Genomic DNA, 16,180 nt, shown 5'->3' with positions numbered 1-16,180 from the left:
TCTGACAATGCCTCGTTCTCTGAAAAAAGGCCCATTCGTCGATGCGCACTTGTTCGCTAAGGTTGAAGCGGCTATCGCGGCTAATAACCGTAAGCCGATCAAAACTTGGTCGCGTCGTTCGATGATCCTACCGGATTTTGTTGGTTTAACAATTTCTGTACACAATGGCCGTAACCACGTTCCTGTGATCATTTCTGAACACATGGTTGGTCACAAGCTTGGTGAATTTGCACCAACTCGTACCTATCGCGGTCACGGTGTTGACAAGAAATCTAAACGTTAATGGGTGCTATGATGGAAGTAACTGCTAAATTACGCGGTGCCGCTATCTCGGCACAAAAAGCTCGTTTGGTTGCAGATCTTATCCGCGGCAAATCTGTTGCGCACGCTCTTAACATTCTTAACTTCAGCAACAAAAAAGCTGCAGTTCTAGTTAAGAAAGCGTTGGAATCTGCAATTGCAAACGCTGAACACAATAACAGTTTAGATGTAGACGATCTTAAAGTTTCTACGATCTACGTTGATGAAGGCATGAGCCTGAAACGTATTATGCCACGTGCTAAAGGCCGTGCAGATCGTATTACTAAGCGTACTTGTCACATCACCGTTAAGGTAGGGGTTTGATATGGGTCAGAAGGTTCATCCAATCGGTATCCGCCTAGGTGTTGTGAAACGTCATAACGCTAACTGGTATGCGAATCCGAAACAATACGCTGAATACTTGCTTAAAGATCTTCAAGTTCGTGAGTTTTTAACTAAAAAACTTAAAAACGCGATGATCAGCAATATTCTTATCGAACGCCCGACAGGCGCTGCTAAAGTAACTATTAGCACTGCGCGTCCTGGTATCGTGATCGGTAAAAAAGGCGAAGATATTGAGAAACTACAACGCGAATTGACAGCTATCATGGGTGTCCCTGCGCAAGTAAGTATCAATGAAATTGATCGTCCAGACTTAGACGCGCGTCTAGTTGCTGAAGCTATCGCTTCTCAATTAGAAAAACGTGTAATGTTCCGTCGTGCTATGAAGCGTGCGGTACAAAACACCATGCGTGCTGGTGCTAAAGGTATCAAAGTAGAAGTTTCAGGCCGTTTAGGTGGTGCTGAGATTGCTCGTACTGAGTGGTATCGTGAAGGTCGTGTACCTCTACATACGCTTCGTGCAGATATCGACTATGCGACTATGCGTGCTGAGACTACTTACGGTACGATCGGTGTTAAAGTTTGGATCTTCCGTGGTGAGATCTTGGGCGGCATGAAACAAGTCATGAACCCAGCTCCAGCAGAAGAACGTCCAGCTAAACGCGGTCGTGGTCGTGGTGAAGGTCAAGAGCGTCGTGGTCGTCGCAATGATCGTTCTGCTGAAAAAGGAGAATAATCCATGTTGCAACCTAAGCGTACTAAATTCCGTAAAGTGCAGAAAGGCCGTAACACTGGTCTAGCACACCGCGGTAGCACAGTATCTTTCGGTACTATTGCACTTAAATCAGTTGAACGTGGTCAAATGACTGCGCGTCAAATTGAAGCAGCGCGTCGTACAATTAGCCGTCGTATTAAGCGTGGTGGTAAGATCTTTATCCGTGTATTCCCGGACAAACCGATTACTTCTAAGCCTCTTGAAGTGCGTATGGGTAAAGGTAAAGGTTCTGTGGAATATTGGGTTTGCCAAATCAAACCAGGTAAAGTCTTGTACGAAATTGATGGTGTTAACGAAGAACTGGCTCGCGAAGCGTTTACGCTTGCAGCAGCTAAGCTTCCGTTTAAAACCGCTATCGTGACTCGGACGGTAATGTAATGAAAACTAAAGATCTACGTGAAAAGTCGGTAGAAGAGTTGACAGCTTTGCTTGATGAGCAACAGCTTAACCAATTCCGTCTTCGTATGGCGAAAGCAACTGGTCAATTGGGTAAATCGCATGAAGTTGCACTTACTCGTCAGACTATTGCTCGTATTAAGACCCTCCTTACCGAAAAACAGGGGAACGGACAATGAGTGATAAAACAGTCCGCACGTTAACTGGCAAAGTTGTAAGCGACAAGATGGATAAATCTATCGTTGTGCTTATTGAACGCCAAGTTCAACACCCGTTGTATGGCAAATTAATCCGCCGTTCAACAAAATTACATGCTCATGATGAGAACAATACAGCGAAAGCTGGTGATGTTGTAACCATTAAAGAAAGCCGCCCAATTTCTAAAACTAAGTCTTGGACTCTAGTTGAAGTTGTTGAAGCAGCTGCTGAGTAATTAACGTTCTTGTTGCATCATCGGTCAATTTCGAGTACTCTTTGAGCCTTTCGAAATTTCGACCGGTGTTGCTCGGTTTTGGAGTAGGGCAATGATTCAGACCGAAACTATGCTCGACGTAGCAGACAACAGTGGTGCACGCCGCGTACAATGTATTAAAGTACTTGGTGGCTCGCATCGTCGTTATGCTTCTGTTGGCGACATTATTAAAGTTACTGTAAAAGAAGCAATTCCACGCGCACGTGTTAAAAAAGGTGACGTGATGAATGCGGTTGTGGTTCGTACAAAATTCGGTATCCGTCGTGCAGACGGTTCAGTGATTCGTTTCGACGATAACGCTGCTGTTATTTTGAACAACAACAAAGCGCCGATTGCAACTCGTATTTTCGGACCAGTGACTCGTGAACTTCGTACTGAACAGTTCATGAAAATTATTTCATTGGCTCCTGAAGTTCTATAAGAGGCGATCATGGCTAAGATTAAAAAAGGCGATCAAGTAATTGTGATCGCAGGTAAAGAAAAAGGCAAACAGGGTACTGTTCTGTCTGTTTCTAATGACCGTGTTAAGGTTGAAGGCCTTAACTTGGTGAAGAAGCATCAGAAGCCGAACCGTGCTACAGGCGCTGAAGGTAGCGTTGTAACTCAGGAAGCTTCGCTTCATATTTCAAACGTGGCAGTTTTTAATGCTACAACCCAAAAGGCTGACCGTGTTGGTTACCAAGTGATTGATGGCGTGAAAACTCGCGTATTCAAATCAAATGGTGAATCAGTGGCGGTAGCGAAGTAATAGGTTGATATAGGCCATGGCCAGACTTAAAACACGTTACAATGACGAACTTAAAGCTCAGTTACAAGAAGTATTGGGCGTTAAGAATGTGATGGAGATTCCTCGCATCACTAAAATCACGATCAACATGGGTGTTGGCGCAGCTGCTGCTGACAAAAAACTCCTTGATGGTGCTCTTTCAGATATGCAAGCTATCGCTGGTCAAAAACCAGTACTTACGTTAGCTCGTAAATCAATCGCTGGTTTTAAAATCCGTGATGGTTGGCCGATCGGTTGTAAAGTTACTTTACGCGGCGAACGTATGTACGAATTCTTAGACCGTTTGATCTCGATTGCGATCCCTCGTATTCGTGACTTCCGTGGTTTCTCTGCGAAATCATTCGATGGTCGTGGAAACTACTCAATGGGTCTTAAGGAACAAATCATGTTCCCTGAAATCGATTTTGACAAGATTGATCGTATTCGTGGTATGGATATTACCATTACTACGACTGCTCGCACCGATGACGAAGGCCGTGCGCTTATGCGTGCATTCGGCTTCCCGTTCAAATAAGAGGTCGATATGGCTAAGAAAGGTATGATTAATCGCGAATTGAAACGCGAAGCTACTGTTGCTAAATACGCTGCAAAACGTGCTGAATTAAAAGCTGTTATTGCAAACGTAAATGCATCAGACGAAGAACGTTTCGAAGCGATGATGAAATTACAAGCATTACCACGTAATGCATCTCCAGTACGTCTACGTAACCGTTGTGGTTTAACTGGTCGTCCTCATGGTTACTTCCGTAAGTTCGGTTTAAGCCGTAACAAATTACGTGAAACTGTAATGCAAGGTGATGTACCTGGCGTTGTTAAGGCAAGCTGGTAAGGAGCACTATAGATGAGTATGCAAGATACCGTTGCCGACATGCTAACACGTGTTCGTAACGCACAAATGGCAAAGAAACAATCTGTTTCTATGCCTAACTCTAAGTTGAAAGTAGCAATTGCTAACTTACTTCAACAAGAAGGTTATATTTCAAACGTAGAAGTTGCGGATGCTGAAGGCAAACCAACTCTTACTTTGACTTTAAAGTATTTCGAAGGCAAACCAGTTATTGAAACTGTGAAACGCGTAAGCCGTCCAGGTCTACGTCAGTATCGCGGTAAAGATGCACTTCCAAGCGTTAAGCAAGGTTTAGGTATTGCAATTGTTTCTACAAGCAAAGGCATCATGACTGATCGCGCTGCACGTGCTGCAGGCGTTGGTGGTGAAGTTATTGCTTTTGTTTCTTAATAGGTGATTCCTCATGTCTCGTGTGGCTAAAGCCCCAGTAACTGTACCTAACGGTGTAACAGTTACTCAGAACGGCCGGCAGGTCGAAGTGAAAGGCACTAAAGGTACATTGTCTTTCAACCTGCATGCGCTGGTCGAGCTTAAACAGGAAGACGGTACATTAGCTATTGCTCCAGTAGAAGAGTCGAAAGACGCTTGGATGCAAGCTGGTACTGCTCGCGCTGTGCTTAACAACCTTGTAAAAGGTGTGAGCGAAGGTTTCGAACGTAAGTTACAGCTTATCGGTGTTGGTTATAAAGCTGCGGTTAAAGGTGACGTTGTTCATCTTAACCTTGGTTTCTCTCACCCGATCGATTATGCACTTCCTGCAGGTGTAACTGCTGAAACTCCAACTGCAACTGAAATCATTCTTAAATCTGCTGATAAAGCAGCTTTAGGACAGGTTGCTGCAGATATCCGTGGTTACCGTCCACCAGAGCCGTATAAAGGCAAAGGTGTTCGTTATTCTGACGAAGTTGTACTTCGTAAAGAAGCTAAGAAGAAATAAGGCGCGAGGTTCTTATGAACGAAAAGAAACAATCCCGTTTGCGTCGTGCGAAAAGCACACGCTTGCACATCCGTGCATTGGGTGCGACTCGTTTGTGTGTAAACCGCACTCCGCGTCACATCTATGCTCAAGTTATCTCTGCAGATGGTGGCAAAGTATTAGCGCAAGCTTCTACTTTAGACGCTACTCTACGTGCGGGTACAACTGGTAACGTTGAAGCAGCTCAAAAAGTAGGTGCTTTAATCGCAGAACGCGCTAAAGCAGCTGGTGTTACTAAAGTTGCATTTGACCGTTCTGGTTTTAAATATCATGGTCGTATCAAAGCCTTGGCTGATGCTGCTCGTGAAAACGGCTTGGAGTTCTAATCATGGCTAAAGTTGAACAAAACGAAGGTCTTGTTGAAAAGCTGGTTGCCGTTGATCGTGTAGCCAAAGTTGTTAAGGGTGGTCGTATCTTCTCTTTCACAGCATTAACTGTTGTGGGTGATGGTAATGGTCGCGTAGGTTTTGGTCGTGGTAAAGCACGTGAAGTTCCAGCTGCTATCTCTAAAGCACTTGAAGCTGCTCGTCGCAATATGATTACTGTTGACCTTGTTGATGGTACGTTACAGCACCCAATTCATGCACGTCACGGCGCTAGCCGCGTATTCATGCAACCTGCCTCTGAAGGTACAGGTGTAATTGCTGGTGGCGCTATGCGTGCAGTTCTAGAAGCTGTAGGCGTACGTAACGTGTTGACTAAATGCCGTGGTTCTACTAACGCTGCTAACGTAGTAAACGCAACTTTCAATGGTTTGCGTGATATGACTACTCCTGAAAAGGTTGCTGCGAAACGTGGTCTTTCAGTAGAACAAATTCAAGGGTAATCAATCATGAAAACGATTAAAGTTACCCAGACTAAATCTGCATCGCACCGCTTGAAAAATCACAAGCTTAGCCTGCAAGGTTTAGGTCTGCGTCGTATTGGTCATACTGTAGAAGTGTTAGACACACCTTCTAACCGTGGTATGATCAACCAAGTCTACTATATGGTTAGTGTAGAGGAATAAGCCATGACTCTGCGTTTAAATACAATTGCACCTGCAGAAGGTGCTAAACGTGATAACCTTCGTCTAGGCCGTGGTATCGGTTCTGGCGTTGGTAAGACCGGTGGCCGTGGTGTCAAGGGTCAAAACTCACGTAAGAGCGGTGGTACTCGTCCAGGTTTCGAAGGCGGTCAAACAGCACTTTATCGTCGTTTGCCTAAATTCGGCTTCACTAGCCAATTGGCTTTGAAAACTGCTGAAGTACGTTTATCTGAGCTTGCTAAAGTTGAAGGCGACATCGTGTCTCTAGAAACTTTAAAAGCTGCGAACGTTGTACGTAAAGACATGACTCGTGCTCGTATCGTACTTTCTGGTGAAATTACTCGTGCATTCACTATTCAAGGTGTTGCATTGACTAAAGGCGCTAAAGCTGCTGTTGAAGCTGCTGGCGGCAAAGTCGAGGAGTAATCCCCAGTGTCTATGACTCCTAGTTCTTCAGGTCATGTCAACATGATGAAAGGCCAACCATTTCATGTGAAATACCGTGAAATTATTCGTCGAATGATGTTTCTCATTGGTGCGTTGTTGGTGTTTCGACTAGGAGCGCATATTCCAGTACCAGGCATCAATAATGCTGCGTTGGAAAACTTGTTTAATGCAAACTCAGGTACGATCCTGGGTTTGTTTAACATGTTTTCTGGAGGGGCATTAGAACGAATGTCGATTCTTGCTCTGGGGATCATGCCTTACATTTCTGCATCGATTATTGTGCAGCTGATGTCAACGGTGGTTCCTTCGCTGGAAGCTTTAAAGAAAGAAGGCGAGCAAGGCAAACGTAAAATTAATCAATACACACGACAAGGCACCTTATTCTTGGCGCTGGTACAGGCGATAGGTATGTGTGCGGGCCTCATCAGTCAGGGAATTACCCTGAATACTGGTTTGGCTTTTTATGTTCCTGCAGTAACCTCACTGGTTGCCGGGACCATGTTCTTGATGTGGTTGGGTGAGCAGATTACCGAACGTGGGGTGGGAAATGGTATTTCCATGATCATCTTTGCGGGTATTGTTGCCGGATTGCCTAATCTGATTATGCAATCATTGTCATCTGTAGATAATGGCCAGACCAGCCTAATCGGCTTGGTAATTTTTGGTTTACTGTCTTTAGGTGTCTTGGCAGCGATCGTGTTTATCGAGAAAGCGCAGCGTCGCATTCCGGTGAACTATGCTCAAAAACAACAGGGTCGTCGTGTATTTACTGCACAGCAGACACATTTGCCATTAAAAATTAATATGGCGGGTGTGATTCCGGCAATTTTTGCCAGTTCATTGCTTTTGTTCCCTGCGAGCTTAGGTCAATGGGTGGGCAGTGCAGATCCAAATGCTGGATTTATTAAACGTAGCCTGCAAGATTTGGCATTGGTGTTGTCGCCTGGTCAGCCGTTGTATTTGGTGCTCTTTGGTGCGTTAATTATCTTTTTCTGTTACTTCTATACAGCACTGGTATTTAGTCCTAAAGAAGTGTCAGAGAACTTGAAACGCAGCGGAGCTTACGTGCCTGGTATACGTCCAGGTGAGCAAACTGCTCGTTACTTAGATCATATTCTCAATCGTTTGACGTTTATTGGCGCGATTTATATCACTGTCATTTGTTTGATGCCGATGATATTGCAAAGTTCATTTGGTATTCCATTCTATTTGGGTGGTACTTCTTTGCTGATTGTTGTGGTAGTGGTGATGGACTTTATGGCTCAGCTGCAATCACATCTCACTTCGCACCAATACGATAATCAAACGTTAATGAGAAAAACGACTGCTCATCCTAAGGGATAAGCGCACTTGAGGTTTCATCATGAAAGTACAAGCTTCTGTTAAAAAAATTTGTGGTAGCTGTAAAGTTATCCGTCGTAATGGGGTTATCCGCGTAATTTGTAGCGCAGAACCTCGTCATAAGCAGCGTCAAGGTTAATCTGATTAAGACCTGTTGATTTCTGTAGGCGAATTAGGTTATTATCCGCCCCTCAAGATTTTTGTGGGGCGGTTGATTATCTACTGCCTTTTTGGAGAAAATTGAATGGCTCGTATTGCCGGTGTAAACATTCCGGATAACAAGCATGCTGTTATCTCTCTAACGTATATCTTTGGTATTGGCCGCCATACTTCAAAAGCTATCTTAGCTGCTGCTGGTATTGCTCCAACTACTAAGATCCGTGAATTAGATGACGCTCAGCTTGATGCGATTCGTGCAGAAGTTGCTAAGGTTCCGACCGAAGGTGATTTACGTCGCGAAATTTCCATGAACATTAAACGTTTAATGGATTTAGGCTGCTACCGCGGTCTTCGTCATCGTCGCAGCTTGCCTGTCCGCGGTCAACGCACCAAAACTAACGCACGTACCCGTAAAGGTCCGCGCAAACCTATTAAGAAATAAGATTTCTGGAAGCTAAAAGATGGCTAAAGATACTCGCGCACGCAAGAAGGTCACTCGTACCGTCTCTGAAGGTGTCGCACACATTCACGCTTCTTTTAATAACACCATTGTGACTATTACCGATCGTCAAGGTAATGCACTGGCTTGGGCCACTTCAGGTGGACAAGGCTTCCGTGGATCACGTAAATCAACTCCGTTTGCTGCTCAGGTAGCTGCTGAAGTTGCTGGTAAAGCTGCTTTAGATTACGGTTTGAAAAACTTGGACGTCCTTGTAAAAGGTCCTGGTCCTGGTCGTGAATCTGCGGTTCGTGCTTTAGGTGCAGTGGGTTATAAAATTAATAGCATTACCGATGTGACTCCAATTCCTCACAACGGTTGCCGTCCACCTAAAAAACGTCGCGTGTAAGGAGAAACATTCATGGCTCGTTATATTGGTCCAAAATGCAAACTCTCTCGTCGCGAAGGGACAGACCTGCAACTTAAATCAGGCGTTAAACCGTTTGATGTTAAGACTAAAAAACATGCGAAAGCTCCTGGCCAGCACGGCGGGGCTCGTGGTGGTAAACAATCTGAGTACTCACTACAATTACGCGAAAAACAAAAAGTACGTCGCATGTACGGTGTTTTAGAGCGTCAATTTAGTAACTACTATAAAGAAGCTGCTCGTGTTAAAGGCGCAACTGGTGAAAACCTGTTGAAGCTACTTGAAAGCCGTCTTGATAACGTCGTTTATCGTATGGGTTTCGGTTCTACTCGTGCAGAAGCTCGTCAGTTAGTATCTCACCGTAGCATCACTTTGAATGGCCGTCGTGTTAACATTGCGTCTATCCAAGTTAAAGCGGGTGATGTGATCGCAGTTCACGAAGGCGCTAAACAACAATTACGTATTAAAAACGCAATTGAATTGGCGACTCAACGTGGCTTGCCTTCTTGGATGGAAATTGACCATTCTAAATTAGAAGGTACGTTCAAATCTGCACCGGATCGTTCTGATTTACCTGCTGAAATCAACGAAAGCTTGATTGTAGAATTGTATTCTAAATAATCCTTGAGGAAGCAATATGACGCGTACTGCAAATGAGTTTCTAACTCCGCAAGCGATCAAGGTCGAAGCGGCAAGCGGGACCTCGGCAAAAGTTATTCTAGAACCATTAGAGCGTGGCTTTGGTCATACTCTTGGTAATGCTTTACGTCGCATTCTTCTTTCTTCTCTACCTGGCGCAGCTGTGGTAGAAGTTGAGATTGAAGGGGTCGAGCACGAGTACAGTACTTTGGAAGGCTTGCAGCAGGACATCGTCGAGCTCTTGCTGAACCTAAAAGGATTGTCGATTAAGCTGTTCGATCAAAATGAAGCTTATTTAACATTAGAGAAACAAGGTGCAGGCGACGTAACTGCGGCTGACCTTCGTTTACCTCATAATGTTGAAGTGGTTAACCCTGAACATTTGATCGGTACTTTAAGTGCCTCAGGCTCATTAAAAATGCGCCTGAAAGTGGCTCAAGGCCGTGGCTACGAAACTTCTGATTCACGCTTCCCAGAAGGCGAAACTCGCCCAGTGGGTCGCTTGCAGTTAGATGCTTCTTACAGCCCAATCAAACGTGTTTCATATACCGTGGAAAACGCGCGTGTGGAACAACGTACTGACCTTGATAAACTGATCATTGATCTTGAAACCAATGGTACTGTTGATCCTGAAGAAGCAATCCGCAAAGCGGCAACAATCTTGCAACAACAAATTGCAATCTTTGTTGACCTTCAGAAAGATCAAGCACCTGTGGCTCAAGAACCTCGTGAAGAAGTTGACCCAATCTTGCTTCGCCCAGTAGATGATCTAGAGCTAACTGTTCGTTCTGCTAACTGTTTGAAAGCAGAAAACATTTACTACATTGGTGATCTTGTACAGCGTACCGAAGTTGAGTTGCTTAAAACTCCTAACTTGGGTAAAAAATCGCTTACTGAGATCAAAGATGTTCTGGCTTCTAAAGGCTTACAACTCGGCATGCGTTTAGAGAACTGGCCACCGGCTAGTCTCCGTATGGACGATCGTTTCGCCTATCGTAGCCGTTAATTAAGTAGGACTATCACCATGCGTCATCGTAATAGTGGTGTGAAATTAGGCCGTACAAGCAGTCATCGTAAAGCGATGTTCCAAAATATGGCTAACTCTTTGTTCGAGCACGAGTTGATCAAAACAACTGTGCCTAAAGCAAAAGAGTTACGTCGTGTAGCTGAGCCTTTAATCACTTTAGCTAAAAACGATACAGTAGCAAACCGTCGTTTGGCGTTTGCTCGTACTCGTTCAGCAGCAACTGTTGGTAAATTATTTACCGTTCTTGGCCCTCGTTACAAAGAGCGTAACGGCGGTTATCTACGTGTTCTTAAAGCGGGCTTCCGTGCAGGTGATGCTGCACCGATGGCTTACGTTGAGCTAGTAGATCGCGAAGTTAACTAATTTCGTGAAGAATAACGTAAGTTGTTCAAAAAGGTCGGTTGAATAAACCGGCCTTTTTTAATGCCTGAAAACTTTATTTGAATAAATCTGAATTTGGTTTACCTATACATCCTGCATAATTGATTTGGCCTCAAAAGATAAAAAAATAGTGGCTTTTTTAATCAACTTGACATTGTGTATTGTCAGTTTTGTGATTTAATTAAAACTGATAGCATCGCTTAGGTAAAAGAACAATATGGAAAAGCAGGTAGATATTTTAATTGTGGGTGCGGGGATCTCGGGGATTGGTCTGGCAGCGCATCTTTCTAAACATTGTCCACAACGCTCTTTTGATATTATTGAACGTCGTGAAAGTATTGGCGGAACCTGGGATCTGTTTAAATATCCGGGTATCCGTTCTGATTCTGATATGTCAACTTTTGGTTTTAATTTCAAGCCTTGGCAGAAGGAAAGTGTGCTTGCCGATGGAGCATCCATAAAAGGCTATCTCTCTGAAGTGGTAGAGGAATTCAAGCTTCAGCCGAAAATCCATTTTCAGCATCGTGTCTTAAGTGCCAATTATGATTCTGCCACCTGCAAATGGTCAGTAGAGATTGTGGACGCACAGGGCAAGAAGCAGACGTGGAGTGCTAATTTTGTACTGGGTTGTACTGGTTATTATAATTATGACCAAGGTTTCCAGCCGGAGTTTCTAAATCAGCAGGCATTCAAGGGGGAATTCATTCATCCGCAGCACTGGCCGGAAAATTTAAACTATAAGGGCAAAAAAGTGGTTATCATTGGCAGTGGTGCCACTGCGATTACTTTGGTGCCTGCCATGGCTAAAGGTGGAGCAGGCCATGTGACCATGTTGCAGCGTTCACCGACTTATATTGCCTCTGTGCCTTCTGTCGATTTTATATATTCAAAAATGCGTAAATATCTGCCTGAAGATCTGGCTTATAAGCTGACGCGGGCGCGTAACATTGGTATGCAGCGTGGAATTTATGCGCTGGCACAAAAGCAACCCAAATTGTTAAAAACGCTGTTGCTTAAATCAGTAAAATTTCAACTGAAAGGTAAAGTGGACATGAAACACTTTACCCCGAATTATGAGCCTTGGGATCAGCGTCTGTGTGTGGTGCCAGATGGTGATCTGTTTAAAATCTTACGTGAAGGGCAGGCATCAGTTACAACCGATCAGATAGAAACTTTTACCGAAACCGGGATTCAGCTGAAATCGGGTCAACATCTGGATGCTGATATTATTGTCTCTGCCACTGGCCTGAACATACAAATTCTTGGTGGGATTCAGGCGACGATGGATGGTCAGCCTGTCGATACCTCGCAGCATATGCTGTATAGAGGCGTTATGGTGAGTGACCTTCCGAATATGGCGCTGATTATTGGCTATATTAATGCTTCCTGGACGCTTAAAGTGGACATTGCAGCAGAATATATTTGCCGTTTGCTTAACCATATGGACCAACAACATTTTGATGAAGTCATTGCAACAGGCGATGCCACAGAACTGATGGATGATACAGTGATGGGCAGTCTGACATCGGGATATATTGCCCGTGCAGCAAATGTGATGCCAAAGCAGGGTAAACATGCTCCGTGGAAAGTCAGCAATAATTATCTTGCAGACCGTAAGGAATTGAAACAGGCTTCGTTTGAAGATGGCGTGCTGAAATTCAGGAAAAAGAGCAATGCACTTAATCATAAGCCGCGTCTAGTTTCTTGAATTTGAATTTTTAGCGTACAGAAAAAGGAGTCCTGAGAGACTCCTTTTTTATGCGTCGGTTTTACAGTGAGCGCGCGATGAGTTCTTTCATAATTTCATTGGTACCCGCATAAATCCGGTTGGCACGGTTATCGATATAAGCCCGGGCAATTGGATATTCCAGCATATAACCATAGCCGCCATGCAATTGCAGACATTCATCTACGACTTTACTGAACATTTCTGAAATTTTATATTTTGCTGCAGCCGCTGCATCCACGCCTAACTCTTGTTGTAACTGTTGTTGCATACAGCGATCCAGATAAGCGCGGCAGACATCGATCTCGGTACGCAGTTCTGCCAGTTTAAAGCGGGTATTTTGAAAATGGCTGATGCTCTTGCCGAATGCCTGACGTTCCTTGGTATATTTTACTGTGTGGGCAAAAGCGGCTTCAGCACCTGCCTGACAGATAATCGCTACAATCAGGCGTTCCCAGGCCAGCTCTTTCATCAGCATCATAAAGCCCATGCCTTCCAGACCGAGCAGGTTTTCTTTGGGTACCCGAACATTGTCAAAAAACAGTTCGCAGGTATCCTGGCCTTTCATGCCGATTTTATTTAAGGGCTTGCCTTTACTAAAACCAGCTCGATCGGCTTCGACCATAATCAAGGAGAGATTGGCCGAGCCTTTGTCACTATTACCTGTTTTACAGACCACAATGACCATATCGCAAAGATAGCCATTGGTAATAAAGATCTTGGAACCATTAATGATATAGTAGTCGTCATCGAGTACTGCCGAGGTTCGCACTGCTTGCAGGTCAGAGCCAGTGCCTGGTTCGGTCATGGCAATTGCGGTGACGACTTCCCCGGAAGCCATTTGGGGTAGCCATTGCTGTTTTTGAGCTTCATTGCCAAAGTTCAGCAGATAATTGGCGACGATATCCGAATGCAGGGAAAACCCGGTAGCTGAGTCTCCGGCATAGGCCTGTTCTTCAATTAAGATCATGCTATACAGCCGATCTACGCCAGAGCCGCCATATTGTTCAGGCATGGTCGCACAGAGTAAACCAAGCTCACCAGCTTTATTCCATAGCTCTCGATCTACATGTTGCTGGTCTTCAAAACGTTCGGTATGTGGAATAACTTCCTTTTCATAAAACTTGCGTACCGTTTCGCGAAAAGCTTCATGCTCGGCAGTAAAAAGTTGGCGGGGCAGCATGGGAGTAAGCGGGCGAATGGCTGCAGATTGCATCTTGTTATTCCTTATTTTGATCGGTTTACTTTAACTTAGGTCAAGCCGGGAACAGCGGCAATGAGCGGAATGTTCAAATCAGCTAAATCTGCTGATGCTTTTGGTCATTTCTATGAAATCCCTCGAAATTCAGTTGATGCTTCAGGTAAACTATTCGGGTTTATAACGAATTGGGGAAATTCGATGACTGATGACATTAGCTTGGAAGAGCGCAAAGTGATTTACCGTGCGCGTCGTGGTTTAAAAGAACTGGATGTCTATTTTGATCCCTACGTCAAAAATTACTATCTGAATGCTGAACCTTTTGAAAAGCAGATGTTTGCAGAGCTGGTGGAGCAGGAAGACCCAGATTTGCTGGACTGGTTTATGGAAGTATCCGAGCCGCCGCGTCCTGAACTGAAAGATTTTATCAAGAAGCTTAAATTTTACGTTCATGGATAATCGCTGCTTCAAGCTGAAACGCAGTCTGTGTGCATTGGCGTTTCAGCTTTTTATTTTTGCACTGTTAATGTATTTGCTCTATCAGTTACTACCATTTGCACTCTGGTTGCTGTCTGCACTCACAGGACTGCTGGTGTACCATCTGTTTTACCGGAAGACGCCACAAATTGAGCAGTTTGAATATCTGGATGGCCGTGAATGGTCATTGACTGCTAAAGCAATGCCAACCCATCGGGTATCTATTAGTCATGTCATTGATCACCAGGCATATATTGTGGTGTATTTCCAGCATGCCAAGGCTCGGCCTTTACTGATCTGGTGTGATCAATTGCCACTCAAGCAATGGAAAGCTTTAAAAGTATTGACTAAATTAATTTAATTGTAAGACAAATGTTTTTTAATTATTTTATTAAAATTTAAAATAAACAAATACTTAGATTGTTATGGTCTTTTTGTTGTCAGACAAAAATCAAGGTTAATTCATGACTTAGATGAATTGTCTGACAATTTATCCCCTGTGTTTTATTTTTAGCCTGTACATTGAGCCTACCAACAGCAAATACGGGAGACCCTGATGGAATTTCCAGTGTGGATGTTTCTGATTGTAGCGATTGTTTTGGCCCTGGTAATTGGACGAATCGGGACAGTGCTGAAGGATAAATTTTCATCTTAATCAAGCAGGGTTTAAACCACTTCTCTGTTTGTACAGTTAATAAGTAGCATGTGCTGAACCGTCGCAATGCTACTTTTTTTTGCCCAAAATTTGGGATTCTCCTAAATACAGTCAATTGCAGTGTGGTCATTTAATGGCAAAGTGTCTGGTCTAAATTAGAGTAAATACTCTTTTATTCACAAAATGCTTCTGATATCTTTAGCAGAAAGATGGACATAATCACAATTATAGAGGACAGGAAAATGTCAGGCGTCCGTAAAATATGCCAAGGTATGGCGACTATTGCAATAACAACAACAGTTTTGACGGGATGTTCTCAGGTTATTAAAACTGGTGCCAATGTGGCACTGGGTTTCACCGAAAATCATATCGTCCCACCGATTTTAGCGATGGATGATGCTGAAATGGTGTGCAATTCAGGAAATTCTTTAACGCCGGCCATTATGGCAACCAAAGAAATGGGAGCAGATCCAACCCGGGTGGCTGTACTGATGTATTCAGCTGCCGGTATTTGTGCTGAACAAAAAGCACTTGAAGCCGAGTTGCGCTATTTACGTGCTTCAAAAACCAATCAGGTAGCAGAAGCCCAGGATGCCCGGATCGAGCAGAAGCGCTGGGCGGCACTGGCAGCACAGCGTCAGTATACCGGTTATCAGCTGTTTCAAAGCCGTTATGAAAAGAAATATCAAAAAGCCTTGGGCGAAGAATGCCCGCGCATGAACAGTGACATCGAGCAAACTGTTTATCTGCTGGGCATGCTCAGTGGCTTGCAGGCCATGACCAATGATATTAACTCGGGTGGTGCAGTGCATGTACCGAAAGATATTGCTGCCGTGGTCGAGCGAGGCATGGTTTGTTTGGATAACGCGAAATTCTGGGGTGCACCGAATGCCACTCGCGCTGTGATCTGGACCTTGTTGCCAGGCGCCGGGGACGGTAAACCTGACCCTTACCAAACCTTAAAACAATCTACACAAATTGGTGAGCAAAAAGGTGTACGTTTATCTCATGCCTTGTATGCCGTAGCCGCACAGGCCAGTGGTGATGATGCCAAAGTCCGCGATGCCCTTAAAACTTTTGCTCAGGCCCGTACTGAAGACAAGCCGGTCAATCCACAATTCAAGCTGATTGACAGTATGGCTGCAATTATGGTCAGCGGTATATCTGATCGCTATTGGACAGAACATACCGGTGTACGCAGTGGCGATGATGGCATGCAACGTTTCTGGGATGAGTCAGACAGCTCTTCCGAACTCGATGAGCTGTTCAGCGCGGATTTGTAAGCAGCACCATATAAGCTTCAGGAGTGAAGTCAAAACTAGAGAAGCAAGGAGGGCAATAG

At 44.3% G+C, this 16,180-nt stretch carries 27 protein-coding genes and 1 pseudogene; 27 read left to right on the top strand and 1 reads right to left on the bottom strand.

What is annotated here, in order from left to right:
- The first annotated feature begins 7 nt into the window (after positions 1 to 7).
- From rpsS to VXQ92_RS06435, 24 genes and pseudogenes are all read left to right on the top strand, one after another.
- A complete protein-coding gene (rpsS, locus tag VXQ92_RS06550; RefSeq protein WP_004673001.1) occupies positions 8 to 283 on the top strand; it encodes a 30S ribosomal protein S19 in 276 nt (91 codons plus the stop codon).
- An 11-nt stretch (positions 284 to 294) separates the two neighbouring features.
- Positions 295 to 624 carry a 50S ribosomal protein L22 gene (gene rplV, locus VXQ92_RS06545; RefSeq protein WP_001982638.1) on the top strand — a complete coding sequence of 110 codons (330 nt, stop codon included), beginning with the start codon at positions 295 to 297 and terminating at the stop codon, positions 622 to 624.
- Position 625: 1 nt separating this feature from the next.
- A pseudogene (gene rpsC / locus VXQ92_RS06540) lies at positions 626 to 1,442 on the top strand (30S ribosomal protein S3).
- Positions 1,382 to 1,795 carry a 50S ribosomal protein L16 gene (gene rplP, locus VXQ92_RS06535; protein WP_004281506.1) on the top strand — a complete coding sequence of 138 codons (414 nt, stop codon included), beginning with the start codon at positions 1,382 to 1,384 and terminating at the stop codon, positions 1,793 to 1,795. The pseudogene rpsC and the gene rplP overlap by 61 nt, the downstream one beginning before the upstream one ends.
- A complete protein-coding gene (rpmC, locus tag VXQ92_RS06530; protein WP_004281505.1) occupies positions 1,795 to 1,992 on the top strand; it encodes a 50S ribosomal protein L29 in 198 nt (65 codons plus the stop codon). Before rplP ends, rpmC begins: the two co-directional genes overlap by 1 nt.
- Positions 1,989 to 2,246 carry a 30S ribosomal protein S17 gene (gene rpsQ / locus VXQ92_RS06525; protein WP_004281504.1) on the top strand — a complete coding sequence of 86 codons (258 nt, stop codon included), beginning with the start codon at positions 1,989 to 1,991 and terminating at the stop codon, positions 2,244 to 2,246. Before rpmC ends, rpsQ begins: the two co-directional genes overlap by 4 nt.
- Positions 2,247 to 2,337: 91 nt before the next feature.
- Positions 2,338 to 2,706, top strand: coding sequence for a 50S ribosomal protein L14 (rplN, locus tag VXQ92_RS06520; RefSeq protein ID WP_004281503.1), 369 nt, complete (start codon positions 2,338 to 2,340; stop codon positions 2,704 to 2,706).
- 9 nt (positions 2,707 to 2,715) lie between these two features.
- Positions 2,716 to 3,033 (top strand): 50S ribosomal protein L24, encoded by a 318-nt coding sequence (rplX, locus tag VXQ92_RS06515; RefSeq protein WP_004281502.1) that lies wholly within the window; start codon positions 2,716 to 2,718, stop codon positions 3,031 to 3,033.
- A 16-nt stretch (positions 3,034 to 3,049) separates the two neighbouring features.
- Entirely contained in the window at positions 3,050 to 3,586 is a 537-nt protein-coding gene (gene rplE, locus VXQ92_RS06510; RefSeq protein ID WP_004645057.1) for a 50S ribosomal protein L5, read from the top strand.
- A 9-nt stretch (positions 3,587 to 3,595) separates the two neighbouring features.
- Positions 3,596 to 3,901, top strand: coding sequence for a 30S ribosomal protein S14 (gene rpsN / locus VXQ92_RS06505; protein ID WP_004732275.1), 306 nt, complete (start codon positions 3,596 to 3,598; stop codon positions 3,899 to 3,901).
- 12 nt (positions 3,902 to 3,913) lie between these two features.
- Positions 3,914 to 4,309 carry a 30S ribosomal protein S8 gene (gene rpsH / locus VXQ92_RS06500; protein ID WP_064094520.1) on the top strand — a complete coding sequence of 132 codons (396 nt, stop codon included), beginning with the start codon at positions 3,914 to 3,916 and terminating at the stop codon, positions 4,307 to 4,309.
- A gap of 13 nt (positions 4,310 to 4,322) precedes the next feature.
- Positions 4,323 to 4,856, top strand: coding sequence for a 50S ribosomal protein L6 (rplF, locus tag VXQ92_RS06495; RefSeq protein ID WP_064094519.1), 534 nt, complete (start codon positions 4,323 to 4,325; stop codon positions 4,854 to 4,856).
- Between the two features lie 14 nt (positions 4,857 to 4,870).
- Entirely contained in the window at positions 4,871 to 5,221 is a 351-nt protein-coding gene (gene rplR / locus VXQ92_RS06490; protein WP_004281497.1) for a 50S ribosomal protein L18, read from the top strand.
- Positions 5,222 to 5,223: 2 nt separating this feature from the next.
- Positions 5,224 to 5,721, top strand: coding sequence for a 30S ribosomal protein S5 (gene rpsE, locus VXQ92_RS06485; protein WP_004281496.1), 498 nt, complete (start codon positions 5,224 to 5,226; stop codon positions 5,719 to 5,721).
- Positions 5,722 to 5,727: 6 nt separating this feature from the next.
- Complete coding sequence (gene rpmD / locus VXQ92_RS06480; RefSeq protein WP_004281495.1) at positions 5,728 to 5,904, top strand: 50S ribosomal protein L30; 177 nt, start codon at positions 5,728 to 5,730, stop codon at positions 5,902 to 5,904.
- 3 nt (positions 5,905 to 5,907) lie between these two features.
- Positions 5,908 to 6,348, top strand: coding sequence for a 50S ribosomal protein L15 (gene rplO, locus VXQ92_RS06475; protein ID WP_064094518.1), 441 nt, complete (start codon positions 5,908 to 5,910; stop codon positions 6,346 to 6,348).
- 45 nt (positions 6,349 to 6,393) lie between these two features.
- The gene (gene secY / locus VXQ92_RS06470) at positions 6,394 to 7,713 is read left to right on the top strand and encodes a preprotein translocase subunit SecY (RefSeq protein ID WP_416680952.1); all 1,320 of its coding nucleotides are present in this window, start codon (positions 6,394 to 6,396) and stop codon (positions 7,711 to 7,713) included.
- A gap of 19 nt (positions 7,714 to 7,732) precedes the next feature.
- A complete protein-coding gene (gene rpmJ / locus VXQ92_RS06465; RefSeq protein ID WP_000867907.1) occupies positions 7,733 to 7,849 on the top strand; it encodes a 50S ribosomal protein L36 in 117 nt (38 codons plus the stop codon).
- A gap of 105 nt (positions 7,850 to 7,954) precedes the next feature.
- Positions 7,955 to 8,311 (top strand): 30S ribosomal protein S13, encoded by a 357-nt coding sequence (gene rpsM / locus VXQ92_RS06460; protein WP_004281492.1) that lies wholly within the window; start codon positions 7,955 to 7,957, stop codon positions 8,309 to 8,311.
- Positions 8,312 to 8,330: 19 nt separating this feature from the next.
- Entirely contained in the window at positions 8,331 to 8,717 is a 387-nt protein-coding gene (gene rpsK, locus VXQ92_RS06455; RefSeq protein ID WP_004281491.1) for a 30S ribosomal protein S11, read from the top strand.
- Between the two features lie 12 nt (positions 8,718 to 8,729).
- A complete protein-coding gene (rpsD, locus tag VXQ92_RS06450; RefSeq protein WP_064094516.1) occupies positions 8,730 to 9,356 on the top strand; it encodes a 30S ribosomal protein S4 in 627 nt (208 codons plus the stop codon).
- Positions 9,357 to 9,372: 16 nt separating this feature from the next.
- A complete protein-coding gene (locus VXQ92_RS06445) occupies positions 9,373 to 10,380 on the top strand; it encodes a DNA-directed RNA polymerase subunit alpha (protein WP_004281489.1) in 1,008 nt (335 codons plus the stop codon).
- A gap of 18 nt (positions 10,381 to 10,398) precedes the next feature.
- Positions 10,399 to 10,764: a 50S ribosomal protein L17 gene (rplQ, locus tag VXQ92_RS06440; protein WP_004281488.1), complete on the top strand. Its 366-nt coding sequence runs from the start codon at positions 10,399 to 10,401 to the stop codon at positions 10,762 to 10,764.
- 235 nt (positions 10,765 to 10,999) lie between these two features.
- Positions 11,000 to 12,490, top strand: coding sequence for a flavin-containing monooxygenase (locus tag VXQ92_RS06435; RefSeq protein WP_416680890.1), 1,491 nt, complete (start codon positions 11,000 to 11,002; stop codon positions 12,488 to 12,490).
- A 61-nt stretch (positions 12,491 to 12,551) separates the two neighbouring features.
- Here VXQ92_RS06435 and VXQ92_RS06430 read toward each other — a convergent pair whose 3' ends face one another.
- Positions 12,552 to 13,724 (bottom strand): acyl-CoA dehydrogenase family protein, encoded by a 1,173-nt coding sequence (locus tag VXQ92_RS06430; RefSeq protein WP_416680889.1) that lies wholly within the window; start codon positions 13,722 to 13,724, stop codon positions 12,552 to 12,554.
- Between the two features lie 183 nt (positions 13,725 to 13,907).
- Here VXQ92_RS06430 and VXQ92_RS06425 point away from each other — a divergent pair, with 183 nt between their 5' ends.
- The 3 genes from VXQ92_RS06425 to VXQ92_RS06415 all read left to right on the top strand — a co-directional run bounded on the left by VXQ92_RS06425 (position 13,908) and on the right by VXQ92_RS06415 (position 16,121).
- Complete coding sequence (locus VXQ92_RS06425; protein WP_004645065.1) at positions 13,908 to 14,165, top strand: succinate dehydrogenase assembly factor 2; 258 nt, start codon at positions 13,908 to 13,910, stop codon at positions 14,163 to 14,165.
- The gene (locus tag VXQ92_RS06420) at positions 14,158 to 14,544 is read left to right on the top strand and encodes a hypothetical protein (RefSeq protein WP_416680888.1); all 387 of its coding nucleotides are present in this window, start codon (positions 14,158 to 14,160) and stop codon (positions 14,542 to 14,544) included. Before VXQ92_RS06425 ends, VXQ92_RS06420 begins: the two co-directional genes overlap by 8 nt.
- 536 nt (positions 14,545 to 15,080) lie before the next feature.
- A complete protein-coding gene (locus VXQ92_RS06415; protein WP_416680887.1) occupies positions 15,081 to 16,121 on the top strand; it encodes a hypothetical protein in 1,041 nt (346 codons plus the stop codon).
- Positions 16,122 to 16,180: the final 59 nt, after the last annotated feature.

This window comes from Acinetobacter sp. 228, from assembly GCF_048147885.1.
The sequence above is the reverse complement of the archived record's forward strand: the minus strand, read 5'-3'. Positions and strand labels throughout refer to the sequence as shown.

Bases quoted from the DNA above. Each gene is read 5' to 3' on its own strand.
- rpmJ (WP_000867907.1), top strand. From the start codon at position 7,733: ATGAAAGTACAAGCTTCTGTTAAAAAAATTTGTGGTAGCTGTAAAGTT.
- rplN (WP_004281503.1), top strand. From the start codon at position 2,338: ATGATTCAGACCGAAACTATGCTCGACGTAGCAGACAACAGTGGTGCA.
- rplP (WP_004281506.1), top strand. From the start codon at position 1,382: ATGTTGCAACCTAAGCGTACTAAATTCCGTAAAGTGCAGAAAGGCCGT.
- rplR (WP_004281497.1), top strand. From the start codon at position 4,871: ATGAACGAAAAGAAACAATCCCGTTTGCGTCGTGCGAAAAGCACACGC.
- rpsN (WP_004732275.1), top strand. From the start codon at position 3,596: ATGGCTAAGAAAGGTATGATTAATCGCGAATTGAAACGCGAAGCTACT.
- rpsS (WP_004673001.1), top strand. From the start codon at position 8: ATGCCTCGTTCTCTGAAAAAAGGCCCATTCGTCGATGCGCACTTGTTC.
- rplV (WP_001982638.1), top strand. From the start codon at position 295: ATGGAAGTAACTGCTAAATTACGCGGTGCCGCTATCTCGGCACAAAAA.
- rpsQ (WP_004281504.1), top strand. From the start codon at position 1,989: ATGAGTGATAAAACAGTCCGCACGTTAACTGGCAAAGTTGTAAGCGAC.
- rplX (WP_004281502.1), top strand. From the start codon at position 2,716: ATGGCTAAGATTAAAAAAGGCGATCAAGTAATTGTGATCGCAGGTAAA.
- VXQ92_RS06415 (WP_416680887.1), top strand. From the start codon at position 15,081: ATGTCAGGCGTCCGTAAAATATGCCAAGGTATGGCGACTATTGCAATA.
- rpmD (WP_004281495.1), top strand. From the start codon at position 5,728: ATGAAAACGATTAAAGTTACCCAGACTAAATCTGCATCGCACCGCTTG.
- VXQ92_RS06425 (WP_004645065.1), top strand. From the start codon at position 13,908: ATGACTGATGACATTAGCTTGGAAGAGCGCAAAGTGATTTACCGTGCG.
- rpmC (WP_004281505.1), top strand. From the start codon at position 1,795: ATGAAAACTAAAGATCTACGTGAAAAGTCGGTAGAAGAGTTGACAGCT.
- rplQ (WP_004281488.1), top strand. From the start codon at position 10,399: ATGCGTCATCGTAATAGTGGTGTGAAATTAGGCCGTACAAGCAGTCAT.
- VXQ92_RS06430 (WP_416680889.1), bottom strand. From the start codon at position 13,724: ATGCAATCTGCAGCCATTCGCCCGCTTACTCCCATGCTGCCCCGCCAA.
- rpsD (WP_064094516.1), top strand. From the start codon at position 8,730: ATGGCTCGTTATATTGGTCCAAAATGCAAACTCTCTCGTCGCGAAGGG.
- rplO (WP_064094518.1), top strand. From the start codon at position 5,908: ATGACTCTGCGTTTAAATACAATTGCACCTGCAGAAGGTGCTAAACGT.
- rplF (WP_064094519.1), top strand. From the start codon at position 4,323: ATGTCTCGTGTGGCTAAAGCCCCAGTAACTGTACCTAACGGTGTAACA.
- rpsE (WP_004281496.1), top strand. From the start codon at position 5,224: ATGGCTAAAGTTGAACAAAACGAAGGTCTTGTTGAAAAGCTGGTTGCC.
- rpsM (WP_004281492.1), top strand. From the start codon at position 7,955: ATGGCTCGTATTGCCGGTGTAAACATTCCGGATAACAAGCATGCTGTT.
- VXQ92_RS06435 (WP_416680890.1), top strand. From the start codon at position 11,000: ATGGAAAAGCAGGTAGATATTTTAATTGTGGGTGCGGGGATCTCGGGG.
- VXQ92_RS06420 (WP_416680888.1), top strand. From the start codon at position 14,158: ATGGATAATCGCTGCTTCAAGCTGAAACGCAGTCTGTGTGCATTGGCG.
- rpsH (WP_064094520.1), top strand. From the start codon at position 3,914: ATGAGTATGCAAGATACCGTTGCCGACATGCTAACACGTGTTCGTAAC.
- VXQ92_RS06445 (WP_004281489.1), top strand. From the start codon at position 9,373: ATGACGCGTACTGCAAATGAGTTTCTAACTCCGCAAGCGATCAAGGTC.
- rpsK (WP_004281491.1), top strand. From the start codon at position 8,331: ATGGCTAAAGATACTCGCGCACGCAAGAAGGTCACTCGTACCGTCTCT.
- secY (WP_416680952.1), top strand. From the start codon at position 6,394: ATGAAAGGCCAACCATTTCATGTGAAATACCGTGAAATTATTCGTCGA.
- rplE (WP_004645057.1), top strand. From the start codon at position 3,050: ATGGCCAGACTTAAAACACGTTACAATGACGAACTTAAAGCTCAGTTA.